Origin of the sequence: Rhodococcus sp. P14 (assembly GCF_000256505.1) — a bacterium.
Lineage (GTDB): Bacteria > Actinomycetota > Actinomycetes > Mycobacteriales > Mycobacteriaceae > Rhodococcus > Rhodococcus ruber.
Genome location: NZ_AJFC01000285.1, coordinates 17,620 through 31,122 on the forward strand (window position 1 = coordinate 17,620; position 13,503 = coordinate 31,122).

Below are 13,503 nucleotides of genomic sequence, written 5' to 3' on the forward strand. Positions count from 1 at the left end.
AGCCGTCCGATCACAGTGGCCCCGCCTCGGCCAGGACCACCCCGTCGCCGGCCTCCTGCTCGGGGTTCGGGTCGGCGCCCTCGGCCCCGGCCGTCCCGGTCCGGCGGGCGGTGTCCGCCCGGGGTCCGGGTATCCCGGCCGGCGCAGGGGGCGCACCGTCACCCGACGCACCCGCCCGCTGGGGATCGGGCGGCAGCGGTGCCGTCGACGTGCCGACTCCCGCATCGCCGTGTTCCGCAGCGCCGTCTCCCGCAGCACCCTCTCCCGCTGTGCCCTGCCCCGGAACGAGGTGTCCCGAATCGGCAACGGGTGTGGGCGGTTCCGGTTCCGTGGCTGTGGTCCCGGCCTGTGAGTCGGATGCGTGCGACGGCGCCCGTGCGGGATCCGGCGGCGCCGGTATGGCCGTCTCGACGGCCTCGGTCACCTCCTCCACCACCGTCGCGGCCAGATCGAGGACCGCGCCGGTGAGACCGCCCACAGCGGTCACAAGTCGTAGCCCCGCCGCGACCAGATCCGTGGATGCGCCCGGCGGCGCCCACGGGTCGGTCACCGGACCCACGTCCCGCACCGCCGGATCCGGTGGCGCGAGCATCGTGACGAGTTCGGCGAACACCGCCCGCACCGCGCGGTCGGTGTCGTCGCACAGGGCGAGGAAGGACTCGACCGCCGCCTCCACGTCGGGCCGGTACACCTCGTCACGCCACCGCGCGCACCAGTGCGTGACGGCGGCGCGGTCGAGATCCGGACCCAGCGCCGGATCCCACGCGGCGAGCTGGCGTGCCGTCGGACCGTCGCCGTCCGCGGCGCCGGCCAGGATGGCGTCGATCTCCTCGACGGTGCGTCCGCCGACGGTCGTGTCCGCGAATTCGGCGGCCGCGCGGGCCTTCTCCTCGACGACGGCGAGCACCGCGTCCGCGGCGTCGGTCAGCGCACGGTGGGCGGTGCCCAGCCCTGCCCGCAGGTCCTCCCCCGCTCGCACATGGCGGACGAGCGCGTCGACCGCACCCGCCGCTCCCCCTCCCGTCCACGCCGTCGCCAGGGCGTCGACACCGGAACGATGCCGCGCGACCTCGGCATCCAGGCCGGTCTCGAGCCGGGCGAAGACGTCGGCGTCCACGAGCAGGACGGCCGGGTCCGTGCCGCGCTGCTCGTCGTAGCGTTCCTCCAGGTGCGAACAGGGCGGCAGGCCGGGAGCGTACCGCTCGGCGCGCGGAAGATGCTCGGCGAAGAAGCGCAACCCGACCCGTCCCCCGTCGAGCACCAGGTCGAGCCGCCGCTCGCCCCCGGTCACCGGGATGCCGTCGGCGGCATGTCGACGCCCCGCAGGACGGAGTCGGTCTCCTGGTCCAGCCACGCGTACCCCCCGGCCGCGCGGCGCAGCGCCGACGCGTGTGCGGCCGTCGCTGCCGACCACTCCACCACCGCGCGATGCAGTCGGTCGTAGCACGCCCGCACCGCTTCGGCCTCGGACCGGTAGCGGTCGTCGACCGCGTCCGGGCCGAAGCCGACGGTGTGGAACGCACGCGCACGGCAGTCCGCGTCGGTGGCCGAGTCCGCCAGTCCGTCGGCGACCGACCGGACCACCGCGCCGTCGAGTCCCATTCCGTCACGCACCGCGCCCCCTCCCTCGTCCCCCGGAGGATTGGACGCAGCGGGCGGCGGTTCGGTTCCCGGGCGGAGAAGCGCCTCAGACGGCGGCGACAGCTCCCGCGAGGCGATCGGCGAGCGCGCGGGCCAGTGCGTCGTCGGCGGCCTCCACCATGACCCGCACCAGCTGTTCGGTGCCGGACGGGCGCAGCAGCACCCGGCCGGACTCACCCAGTTCCCGTTCCGCGGCGGCTACCGCGTCGGCGACGGCCGGTGCCTCGGCAACCGCGGACTTGTCGGACACAGGGACGTTCACCAGCACCTGCGGCAGAGTGCGCATGACGGCGGCCAGGTCCGCGAGGGACGATCCCGTCGCCACCATCCGCTCCATGAGACGCAGACCGGTGAGCACCCCGTCACCCGTTGTGCCCAGCGCCGGCAGCACGATGTGACCGGACTGTTCGCCGCCGAGGCTGAAGGAACCGCGCCGCAGCTCCTCGAGCACGTAGCGGTCACCGACCCCGGCGGTGACGACGGTAATCCCGGCTTCGCGCATCGCCAGGTGCAGGCCCAGATTGCTCATCACGGTGGCGACGAGCGTGTCGTCGTGCAGTTCGCCGGCCTCCCGCATCCCGAGGGCGAGGATCGCCATGATCGCGTCGCCGTCGACGACGGCGCCCGTCGCATCGACCGCGAGGCACCGGTCGGCATCGCCGTCGTGGGCGAGACCGAGGTCGGCGCCGTGCTCGACGACCGCGGCCCGCAGACCCTCCAGGTGGGTCGAACCGCACCCGTCGTTGATGTCGAGCCCGTCCGGTTCCGCATGCAGCGCGACGACGGTGGCCCCGGCCGCGGCGTACGCGGCCGGTCCGACGTGCGACGCCGCGCCGTTGGCGCAGTCCACGACCACCGTCAGTCCGGTCAGCGGCGTACGCAGCGCCGACGCGAGGTGTGCGAGATAGCGATCGGCCGCGTCGGCGGCGGTCCGCACCCGGCCGACACCCGCACCGGTGGGACGTGCGACGACGCCCTCACCGTGCAGCATCGCCTCGATGCGGTCCTCGACGGTGTCGTCGAGCTTGTGGCCGCCGGCCGCGAAGATCTTGATGCCGTTGTCCGGCATGGGGTTGTGCGACGCGGAGATCATCACGCCGAGGTCGGCGTCGTAGGCGTCGGTCAGGAACGCGACCGCCGGAGTGGGCAGCACCCCGACCGACAACACGTCGACGCCGGCCGCCGCGAGACCCGCGGTCACCGCGGCTTCGAGCATCTCCCCGCTCGCGCGGGGGTCGCGGCCCACCACCGCGACGGGGCGCCGCCCCTCGGCACCGTTCGCCAGCACGGTCGCGGCCGCTCCGGCGAGTCGCATCGCCAGTTCGACCGTGAGCTCGGCGTTCGCCAAGCCTCGCACGCCATCGGTACCGAACATCCGACCCATCGAGCAAAGTCCTCCACGTCGAGAAATGCGGCCTGCGCCGCCTGCTGTCGCAAAAAGTACGTCAATGCACGAGAGCAGGCGTCCGGTAGCGAATTCTCTACCGGCGCCTGCTCTCGTGGTCGAACAGGTGCCGAGGCTGACGAGGTCAGCGTCGGCGGCACATCAGCGCTTGGAGTACTGCGGTGCCTTACGGGCCTTCTTCAGGCCGTACTTCTTGCGCTCGGTGGCACGCGGGTCACGCGTGAGGAAGCCGGCACGCTTGAGCGCGGGACGGTCCTCGGCGGTGACCTCGATCAGCGCGCGGGCGATCGCCAGGCGCAGGGCGCCTGCCTGACCCGACGGGCCGCCGCCGTGCAGGCGGGCGTGCACGTCGAACTGCTCGGTGCGCTCGACCGTGACCAGCGGCGACTTGACGAGCTGCTGGTGCACCTTGTTCGGGAAGTAGTCCTCGATGGTGCGGCCGTTGAGCACGAACTTGCCGGTGCCGGGCACGAGGCGGACGCGGACGACGGCCTCCTTACGGCGGCCGACGGTCTGCACCGGGCGGTCGAACACGATCGGCGCAGGAGCGACAGCGGCCTCCTCGGCCACGTACTCGTCCGCGGCGACCTCGACGTTCTCGGTGTCGGTGTACTCGTCGCTGTAGTTCTCGTTCACGTTCTCGGTCACTGCGCCACCTGCTTGATTTCGAACGGCACCGGCTGCTGCGCGGTGTGCGGGTGGTTCGGGCCCGCGTAGACCTTCAGCTTCTTCGCGATCGCGCGACCGAGCTTGTTCTTCGGGAGCATGCCGGTTACGGCCTTCTCCACCAGACGGTCCGGGTTCTTCTCCAGAACCTCACCGACGGTGCGGGAACGGAGGCCGCCCGGGTAGCCGGAGTGGTTGTACAGGAGCTTGTCCTGCTTCTTGTTGCCGGAGACGGCAACCTTGTCCGCGTTGATGATGACGACGAAGTCGCCACCGTCCACGTGGGGGGCAAAAGTGGGCTTGTGCTTGCCGCGGAGCAGGTTCGCCGCCTGCACCGCGAGGCGGCCGAGCACCACGTCGGTGGCGTCGATGACGTGCCACTGGTGGGTCACGTCGCCGGCCTTCGGTGTGTACGTAGACACAGATCTTCCTCGTCTATCGTGTCGCTGCTGGCCCGCGCGTCGTCGATGATCACCCTCGGCGGCCAGTTGGGACCCGAGAAGCGACGTTCGCCGCGCACGAAGCAACGACGACGTACGACACGCCAACGGGACACGATACCGGGGACGTGTCCGCCCGGTCAAAACAGCACTCGACCCGTTCGACACAGCATCCAGCCCGTTCGACACAGCACCCGGCCCGTTCGACACAGCACCCGGCCCGTTCGACACAGCACCCGGCCCGTTCGACACAGCACCCGGCCCGTTCGACACAGCACGACGTCCCGGCGGCCTCTCCACCACCGGGACGTCGCTCGTCACCCGGGTCGTCTCAGGCCTGCCACCTCCGTGCCAGCTCGGATTCGACGCTGCGCATCTCGTCGTTGCCCCGCGCCACGGCGACGGCGATCTGGTCGAGCAGCAGGTTCAGGTCGGCGGACGCCCGATCCCACTTCTGCTGGGTGACGTGGTACTCGGACCGGGCCTGCCCGTCCCAGGTCTGCACCAGCGGTTCGACCTGGGATCTGATCCGGTCGAGCGTGTCGTTCATGCCGCGCTGCAGCCCGACGACGCGCGCATGCAGGTCGTCGATGCCACCGAAGTCCTGCCGGATCACATCGGGTCCACTCATTCGTTCTCCTCGGGTCGGGTCGTGCGGACGGAATCGGGTCCGGTCGGTGCCGGACCTTCGGGGTCAGTAGGTGCCGTTGAGGCTGTCGCCGAGGACGTTCAGCGACTGCGCCTGGGCCTCGACGGTGCCCTCGTACGCCCGGCCGTTGGTGCGGATGCCGGCGACGATCGCGGCCAGCGCCTCGTTGAGCTGAAGGGCACTGCGGTCCCATCGCGACATCACGTCGGTGAACGCCATTCCCGACCGGCCCTGCCACACGTCCGGCGACGACGAGACCGTGGTACGCAGCGCCCCGAGCAGTTGTTCGAGCTCTCCGTGGGAGTCCTCGATCTGCCGCGCCGCCGTCTCCATGGTCGCGACGTCGGTCGCCACCCGATTCGAACTGCCCTGCCCTGGTTGCGTCACGCCTGTCTCCTCTGCAGTTCCGCGTTCCGTGTCCCTTCGGACCCCCGTGGCCGAAGCGGTTCGCGCCTACACCGATTGGACGCAGTGCCGGGCCGTCAGGTTCCCTTCTCGGCGAACGAGGCGATCCGCTACGCGACCGTCACCGTGTGCACGGCCTGCTCGCATTCGTTCTTGATGCCCGACCATTCGCCGGTGAGGAATTGGCATCCGACCGCGACCTGGATGCCGGACTCGACCACGACGAACCAGCGCACGAGCGAGAAGTCGTCCGGCGCCTCCACATAGGCGATCACCGGACGGTCCGCGAAGGTGGTGTCGGCGTCGAGGTCGCGGATCACCTCGCCTCGTTCGGCCGCGCGGCGGGCCAGCACCTCCCCCACGCCGGCCAAGTCCAGATGACGACGAAGAATGCTGTGCACCAGCACTATTCGGCGATCACTCCCGCCCACCGGGACGAGTTCGGCACGGTCGGCACGGGCCGGGCCACGAAGCGCCCACCCCTCCGGCAGCTCCAGCCGGACGGGCCCGAGCACGTGCCGCACCGAAGGAGCCCTCGGCGTGGGAGATCTCGTCCCCGGGGTCACGCCGCCCGCGTCGCCCGCGGCGGGATCGTTCACGATTTCCTCGTGCAGGTCCGCACGGTGCCCGGAAGTCCACACCAGGCCGACAGCTGCCACGGCTGCCACGGCGGCCACGACTGCGACGACTGCGACGACGGCAACGCCCCGACGCATCCGGCCGACCGGCCGGGACGCCGGCTCGGTGTGCAGCCAGCGCGGTGCCGCCGCCGCGTCCGCCGGCGGCTCGGGGCCGGGATCCGGCACCGCGGCCAGCATCTCGGACGCTGCGACCGGTAGCACCCGGATGCCACGGCCGAGCCGCTCGGCGATGCGCTCGCACAGCGGCATTCCGGGTGGCTCGCCCGGACTGCCCGTCACGAGGACGACGTCCGGATCGACGGACCCACACACGTTCCGTATCAGCTCGTCGAGCCGGCGGGCCCCGGCCGGAGAGTCCAGCAGCCCCTCGTCCAGGTCGGAATCCCGGGCGAGCCGGTCGACCTCGCCGTCGGGGGTGGTCAGCGCCGTCGTCGTCACACCGGCGCCGTCGACCTCCACGACCGCGTACCGCTCGCCGTCGCCCGGCGGCGCGGTGCGGCGCGCGGCGACCGCGGCGGTCACGAGGACGGCGTGCCGCGCGACCTGCCGCGCGGCCGTGTGCAGCTGCGCTCGACGACGTTCGCCCCACTCGGTGGGATGCACCACCGTCACGGTGTCGAGATCGTCCGGTGCCCCTGCCGTCGCCGCCGCGTACCCGAGCAGGGCGGCCGGGTGCGCATCGTCGTCCGAACGGGGCTCGGGCGCCGCGGCGGGAATCGTCACGGTCCGATCGGCCCACCGTGCGTGGATCCGTCCCGGGACGACCTGCATATGCAGCGTGCGGACGTCGCTCATTGCGGGGGCAGCCAGGCCGTCTGCACGAGCGTCTCCCCGTCGCGCTGCACGAGGGTGCCCCGCCCGGGCGGCATCGGACGCGGACGCGCGGTACCCACGAGTGCACCCTCCTCGCGGTTGCCGCTCATCACGAGACCGGCCGACGACAGTTCCCGCAGCCGCGCGATGACCGGTTCGAAGAGTGCCCGCCCGGCCCCTCCGGAGCGGCGTGCCAGGACCAGGTGCAGCCCGACGTCCTTGGCCTGGGGCAGGTATTCGAGCAGGGGCGTCAGCGGCGACTGGCTCGCGGCGGAGACGAGGTCGTAGTCGTCGACGACGACGAAGACCTCGGGTCCCGACCACCAGGAGCGTTCCCGCAGCTGCTGCTGGGTGACGTCGGGACCGGGCATCCGCCGCTCGAACACCGCCGCTAGGTCGCGGGACATCGCCGACAACGTCACGGCGGACGGTGCGTATCCGCCGAGGTGGTCCCCCTCCACGACGCCGAGCAGGGTGCGCCGGTAGTCCCCGACGATGATGCGGGCCTGCGCCCCCGTGCGGGACTCCATGAGGCTGCGGCAGATGCCGCGGAGCACCGTCGTCTTCCCGCAGCCCGAATCGCCGAAGACGAGCAGGTGAGGCTGTTCGGCGAAGTCGATCCCCACGGGGGCCAGTTCGGCCTCGTCGATGCCGAGCGGCACGAACAGCCGCCGTTCCCCGGCCGCGCCGCCGCCGGCGCCCCACCGGTCGCCGAGGGCGGCCAGGACGTCGGCGCGATCGACGAGGTCGGGCAGCATCCGGACGACCGGGGCGGGGCGACCCGGTGCGGCCGCGGCGACGGCGGCCACGGCGGCCACGGCGTCCGCCAGTCCCGCGGCGAGATCGACGGTCTCGGAGCTGCCGTCGACCCGCGGCAGCGCGGCCAGTACGTGCAGCCCGTCACGGTCGATGCCCCGGCCCGGCCGGCCCTCGGGTACCGCCGCCGCCTTCTTACGGCCGTACTCGGAGTCGGCGGGATCACCGAGGCGCAGCTCGAGACGGGTCCCGAGGTGGTCCCGCATCGCCGGTCGCACGTCACCCCAGCGCGGCGCGGTGAGCACCACGTGGATGCCGAAGGACAGCCCCTGGGCGGCCAGCACCGCGACCTGCGGCTCCAGGGCCTCGAAGTCCTGCCGGATGCTGGGCCAGCCGTCGATCACGAGGAACACGTCGCCGAAGGCGTCCACGTCCGCACCCGGCCCGCCGCCGGCCCGGCGACGGCGCAACTCGGCCATCGATTCGAGGCCGAGTTCGCCGAATCGGCCCTCCCGGCGCCGCAGCAGGGCGGTCAGCTCGGCGATCGTCCGGCGGACGCGGTCGGCGTCCAGCCGGTTGGCGACCGAGCCGACGTGCGGGAGGCCGGCGAGGCCGGCCAGCGCCCCGCCGCCGAAGTCCAGACAGTAGAACTGCACCTGTTCGGACGTGTGCGTCATCGCCATCGACAGGACGAGGCTGCGGAGCATCGTCGACTTGCCGGAGCGCGGTCCTCCGACGACGACCACGTTGCCGGCCGAGCCGGAGAGGTCCACCACCAGCGGATCCCGCCGTTGCTCGAAGGGGCGGTCCACGATGCCGATCGGCGTGCGCAGGATGCTCCGCGGCAGCACGTCACCGGTCAGCAACGACCGGGGAAGGAGCCGGTCCAGGCTCGGCGCCGCATCGAGAGGCGGCAGCCAGACCTCGTGCGCGGGTGCGCCGTGGCCGCGGACCTGCGCGACGAGGACATCGAGCACGGAGCGGCTTCCCTCGGCAGGGAGGGGATCGTCGCCGGGCTCGACCGGCTCGGGAACGGGTTCGGGCTGCGCCAGGGGCACTTCCGCGGTGGTGAACAGCCGCGGCCGGGCGGCTGCAGTGCCGTGCCGGGTCACCGACCGGTCCGAGCGGCGACGCTCGTAGGGCCCCGACACGTAGGCGGCAGCGAACCGCACGATCTCCGCCGAGTCGCACTTGAGGTATCCGGCTCCCGGCGAGGGCGGCAGGTGGTAGGCGTCGGGGACGCCGAGAACACTTCGGGATTCGTTGGCCGAGAAGGTTTTCAGTCCAATGCGGTACGACAGATGACTGTCGAGTCCGCGTAACCGGCCCTCGTCGATTCGCTGACTGGCGAGCAGCAGATGCATGTGCAGGGACCGCCCCAGCCGGCCGATCGCGGCGAACAGGTCCGCGAAGTCCGGCTGCTGCGTGAGCAACTCCGAGAACTCGTCCACGACGACGACCAGCGCCGGCAACGGTGCCAGCGCTGCACCGCCGGCGCGGGCGCGTTCGTAGTCGCCCACGTTCGCGAAGTTACCTGCCGCACGCAGAAGCTCCTGCCTGCGGTTCATCTCGCCCTCGAGGGCATCCTTCATCCGATCGACCATGGCCAGCTCGTCGGCGAGATTGGTGATCACCGCCGCGACGTGCGGCGCCGACTCGAGTCCGAGAAAGGTTGCGCCGCCCTTGAAGTCGACGAGAACGAGATTCAGCGACTCGGGGGCGTGCGTCGCGATCAGACCCAGTACCAGGGTTCGCAACAGCTCCGATTTTCCCGAGCCGGTGGCGCCGATGCACAATCCGTGCGGGCCCATGCCACCCTCGGCGGCCTCCTTCAGGTCCAGTTCGACCGGTGTGCCGTCGGTTCCGATTCCGATCGGGACCCGCAACCGGTTGCGCCCCCGCCGCGGCGACCATGCCCGGCCGGGGTCGAACTGTGCGACGTCGCCGAGCCCGAGCAGCTCCTCCCACCGGTCCGGCCGATTCTCACCGGCACCGGACTCGGCGGCCCGGTGGGTGGCTCGGTACGGCGCCAGTCGCCGCGCCGCCGTCTGTGCCTGCGCCACGCTTGCTCCGTCCGGCACCGCGAAGGTCTCCACCCGCTCGCCGGCGCGGGCACCCAGGCGTCCCGGACCGACAACGAGTTCGAGTCCGCGGGAGGCCGCCGCGACGGGCATCGACGCGCACAGGTCCAGGATCGTGACGGAGTCGAGTCCGTCGTCGAGGATCCCCGAACCCGAGCCGTGTACGCCCCCGTCGATCACGATCACCAGTTGGGGCACACCGTCGACCGGGGCCGCGTTGCGGGCGAATCGCCCGCGCCCCGTCAGGCGGTCGGCGAATGCGGCCTCGAGATCGCGGACCGACCCGAACACGGCGCGGGCGCTACCCGCCCCGTCGACGATCTCGTGGTTCTGCACGTGCGGCAGCCACTTGACCCAGTCCCACTCGTCAGCCGTGTCCGGCCCGCACACGACGGCGATTCGCAGGACCTCCGTGCTGTGGAAGGTGCACAGTTGCAGGAGCATCGCGCGTACCAGATCGCGTGCCGTGCGGCGGTCGCCGCCGAACGACACGGCCGCGAACCCGCGCAGCGACACCGCGGTCGGCAGAGCCGGCACGACCGAGTGCGCGCGCACGAACCGCCGCAGCGACACGGCTGCCACCGGTTCGAGGTCCTCGACGGGACCGGTGTCGGGAGCGATCAGCCGGGTCGCGAGACGTTGGCCGCTGAGCCCGACCCGGACGTGGCAGAAGTCGGCGTCGGTGCCGCCACGTTCCCACATGCGTACCGTCCCCGCGAGCGTCCACAGCACGGCCGGGTCGGGATGCGTCCATTCGAGGGCGCGCCGCTGCCGGTCCGCGGTGTCGTGGACCTCCCGCCGGAGACCGTCGAGATACCGCAGGTAGTCCTTTCGATCCTCGTCCGCCTCCGCCGCTTTCGCTCCGCCTCCGCGGCTGCCCGCGAACATGCCGACCATCGAGACGACCATCATGAGCGGGAAGACGAGCGACATCGGGCTCCGCGCCGCCCCGGAACCGAACATCAGCGCCACCATGCCGATCATCGCCGCGACCATCACGACCGGCAGCAACTTCGCCAGGAGATTGCCCGGCGTCGAGCGCGGAATCTCCGGCGGGGCCTGCATTCCCACCTCGCCCACCGGTACGCGCGGCACCTCGCGCCGCGGCCTGCGCACGAACCGCACTGTCCCCACGAACCGCACTGTGCTCACGAACCCACCCCCACCGCCCCACCACGGCAGCCGTCCTCGCGACGGCCGTCCCCCCACGGTCGACGAAGGGTAACGCACACCGGATGGATCGGCATGCAGGCGGACGCGACGGCGTCTGCGCGAGGCGATGTCGTATCGTCTCCGCGAGGTCCGGGCGGGCGGGCGAGCCCGTCCGGACCGAAGCACGGTCGGGGGACGACGGGGGGATGGACGATGACGGCTGCGCATACCGAACCGGGGCGGATCGACCCACCCGAACTCTGCCGGGTGACCGTGCTGGCACGGCACACACAGGTCGATCTCGCCCTGCCCGGCGACGTGCCCGTCGCCTTGATCGTGCCCGGCGTCGTCGACCTCGTCGCGAGTCACCGCGCCGTCAACGACTTCGACCCCTCCGTCGAGCGGGTCGAGCCCGAAGCATGGGCGCTGGCCCGCCTCGGTTCGTCGCGGCTCGCGGCGGCACTGAGTCTGCACGAGCAGGGCGTCCGCGACGGCGATCTGCTCGTGCTCGAGGACGCGTCGGCACCGGCGCCACCCCCGCTGTTCGACGACGTGACCCACAGCGTCGCGACCGCCGACGAGGCCGGGACGGGCCGCTGGTCGCCGGGCGCGGCGGCGACGGTCGCGGCAGCGGTCACCCTGTCCGCGACGGCGGTCGGTGCGGGGGCTCTGCTGCGCCTTTCCGCGCCGGAGGGACGGCTTGCCGCCGGGGCCGGCTGCGGCGCACTCGCCGTCCTGCTCCTGCTCGCCGGGATCCTGCTCGGCCGGGCCCGCGACGACCGTCGCCCCGTGGCGCTGCTGTGCGCCTGCGCGGTGCCGGCCGCCTTCGTCACCGGAATCCTCGTGGTGCCGGGGGCCTTCGGACCGGCACACTCGATGCTCGGTGCGGTCCTGTCGGGGGCCGCGGCAACCCTGGTCCTGGTCTCGGCCGACGTCGGACGGGTGCCCTTCACCGCGGTTGCCGCCGTCGCCGCGGTGGCGGCGGCCGCCTTCCTCGTCGCCACCTCGGGAATCCCCGCGTCCGCGGTCGGAGCCGGAGTCGTCGTCACGGCGATGCTGACCGTGACGTTCGCTCCCCGGCTCGCCATGAAGCTCGCCGACCTGCCGCTGCCCCCGGTACCCGGCCCCGGCGCGGGAGCACCCCGGATCGAGGACGGAGAGGACGGCCCGGACGGCGAGGACCGGTCCCTGCCCGATCGGGGCGAGCTCGCGGCGGCCGCCGCGCGGGCACGCGACCACCTCACCGGTCTCGTCGGTGCGGGAGCCGTTCTGACCGTCGCCGGTGCGTGGTGCGCGGCAGCCCCGCTGTCCGGGGACGACCCCGTCGGACCGGGCACCGCCCTGGCGCTCGCCGCTGCGGCGGTGATCATGCTGCGGGGCCGCACCTATACCGACGCGCGCCAGGCGACGCTGCTGGTGGCAGGCGGCGCATCCGTGCCGGTAGCCCTGCTCGCCGCGGCCGCGATCAGCGGATCCGTGCCGCCCGTCGCGGTCTTCGCCCTCGCCGCGGGCGTCGCGGCCGCAGCGCTGGTGTTCGGCGTGGCCGCCCCGCGTCGCTCGTTCACTCCGGTGCAGCGGCGCGCCGCCGAGCTCGTCGAGTACGCGACGATCGCGACGGTCCTGCCGCTGGCCTGCTGGGTCACGGGGCTCTACGCCGCCGTCCGCGGGATCTGACGTGGCCCGCGGGGCACGTCTCTTCCTCGTCGCTCTGGTGCTGACGACCTCGTCCTTCGGCACGGCCCCGTTCGCCGGGGCGCAGCCCCCGCCCGCCGATGCCGGGAGCCTGCCTCCCCCCGCGGCGCCCGGCCCCGTCGACGACACCGCGCAACGTTCGCCGTGCACCACCGTCGCCACCGTCGACGACACCGCCTCGATCCCGGAACCGCAACGCCTCCTGGATTTTCCGGCCGTGTGGCCGTTGACACGCGGCGCGGGCCAGCTCGTGGCGGTGATCGACACCGGAGTGGGCCGGAACGCCAGGCTGCCCGGGCTGGTCCCCGGTGGGGACTACGTCTCCTCGGGCGACGGGACGCAGGACTGCGACGCCCACGGGACCCTGGTGGCGGGACTCGTCGCGGCCCGCCCGGTCGCCGGGTCGGGATTCGCCGGCGGCGCCCCGGACGCGCGGATCCTCACCGTGCGCCAGTCCAGCCGCCACTTCTCGGCGCACCGGCCGGACGCCGACGACCAGGATGCGCGCACGTCACCCGGCTACGGCAACGTGCGCACGATGGCGATGGCGGTGCGCCACGCCGCGGATCGCGGCGCCACCGTCATCAACATCTCCGAGGTCGCCTGCGCTCCGGCCGCAGAAGGGATCGACGACCCCGAACTCGGGGCGGCGGTGCGGTACGCGACGGAGGTGAAGGACGCCGTCGTCGTCGCCGCCGCCGGGAATGTGGAGGAGCGCTGCCGGGGGTCGAATCCGCACGGACTCGATCCGCTCCGCCCGGGCGAGGATCCCTGGCGTGCGGTCACGACCGTGGCCTCGCCGGCCTGGTACGACGACTACGTACTGACGGTCGGTTCGGTCGAGCCCGACGGCTCACCGTCGAGCTTCAGCCTGCCGGGACCGTGGGTGGATGTCGCCGCACCCGGCAGCGGTGTGGTCTCCCTGCATCCCACCGCGGACGGCCTCGTCGACGCCTATCGGGGAGCACAGGGCCCAATTCCGGTGTCGGGCACCAGTTTCGCGGCGCCACTCGTATCCGCGACCGTCGCGCTGGTACGGGCACGATTTCCGCATCTCGATGCCCGCGCCGTCGCGCTGCGGATCGAGGCCACGGCGCACGCGCCGGCCGAGGGCTGGAATCCGCGGGTGGGACACGGCGTCATCGACCCGTTCGCGGCGGGG

11 protein-coding genes are annotated in these 13,503 nt (G+C 72.6%); 2 read left to right on the forward strand and 9 right to left on the reverse strand.

Features of this window, described 5'->3' with window-relative positions; translation table 11 throughout:
- Window positions 1-10 precede the first annotated feature (10 nt).
- From OEY_RS0120005 to OEY_RS0120045, 9 genes are all read right to left on the reverse strand, one after another.
- Window positions 11-1,291, reverse strand: coding sequence for a hypothetical protein (locus OEY_RS0120005; protein ID WP_010595579.1), 1,281 nt, complete (start codon window positions 1,289-1,291; stop codon window positions 11-13).
- Window positions 1,288-1,614 (reverse strand): hypothetical protein, encoded by a 327-nt coding sequence (locus OEY_RS0120010; protein WP_228287067.1) that lies wholly within the window; start codon window positions 1,612-1,614, stop codon window positions 1,288-1,290. The genes OEY_RS0120005 and OEY_RS0120010 overlap by 4 nt, the downstream gene beginning before the upstream one ends.
- A gap of 73 nt (window positions 1,615-1,687) precedes the next feature.
- Window positions 1,688-3,025 carry a phosphoglucosamine mutase gene (glmM, locus tag OEY_RS0120015; protein WP_010595581.1) on the reverse strand — a complete coding sequence of 446 codons (1,338 nt, stop codon included), beginning with the start codon at window positions 3,023-3,025 and terminating at the stop codon, window positions 1,688-1,690.
- A gap of 162 nt (window positions 3,026-3,187) precedes the next feature.
- Complete coding sequence (gene rpsI, locus OEY_RS0120020; RefSeq protein WP_003938048.1) at window positions 3,188-3,694, reverse strand: 30S ribosomal protein S9; 507 nt, start codon at window positions 3,692-3,694, stop codon at window positions 3,188-3,190.
- Entirely contained in the window at window positions 3,691-4,134 is a 444-nt protein-coding gene (gene rplM / locus OEY_RS0120025) for a 50S ribosomal protein L13 (protein WP_010595582.1), read from the reverse strand. Before rplM ends, rpsI begins: the two co-directional genes overlap by 4 nt.
- Window positions 4,135-4,483: 349 nt before the next feature.
- Complete coding sequence (locus OEY_RS0120030; RefSeq protein WP_225223062.1) at window positions 4,484-4,783, reverse strand: WXG100 family type VII secretion target; 300 nt, start codon at window positions 4,781-4,783, stop codon at window positions 4,484-4,486.
- A 63-nt stretch (window positions 4,784-4,846) separates the two neighbouring features.
- On the reverse strand, window positions 4,847-5,188 hold the full coding sequence (locus OEY_RS0120035; protein WP_237713768.1) for a WXG100 family type VII secretion target: 342 nt from the start codon (window positions 5,186-5,188) through the stop codon (window positions 4,847-4,849).
- 128 nt (window positions 5,189-5,316) lie between these two features.
- Complete coding sequence (locus tag OEY_RS0120040) at window positions 5,317-6,642, reverse strand: type VII secretion-associated protein (protein ID WP_010595584.1); 1,326 nt, start codon at window positions 6,640-6,642, stop codon at window positions 5,317-5,319.
- The gene (locus OEY_RS0120045; RefSeq protein WP_029540131.1) at window positions 6,639-10,631 is read right to left on the reverse strand and encodes a type VII secretion protein EccC; all 3,993 of its coding nucleotides are present in this window, start codon (window positions 10,629-10,631) and stop codon (window positions 6,639-6,641) included. The genes OEY_RS0120040 and OEY_RS0120045 overlap by 4 nt, the downstream gene beginning before the upstream one ends.
- A gap of 231 nt (window positions 10,632-10,862) precedes the next feature.
- Between OEY_RS0120045 and eccD the strand changes: the two genes are divergently transcribed.
- On the forward strand, window positions 10,863-12,323 hold the full coding sequence (gene eccD, locus OEY_RS0120050; protein WP_010595586.1) for a type VII secretion integral membrane protein EccD: 1,461 nt from the start codon (window positions 10,863-10,865) through the stop codon (window positions 12,321-12,323).
- 1 nt (window position 12,324) lies between these two features.
- Window positions 12,325-13,503 (forward strand): type VII secretion-associated serine protease mycosin (mycP, locus tag OEY_RS28750; RefSeq protein ID WP_010595587.1); only part of this gene is annotated, 1,179 nt, incomplete at its 3' end.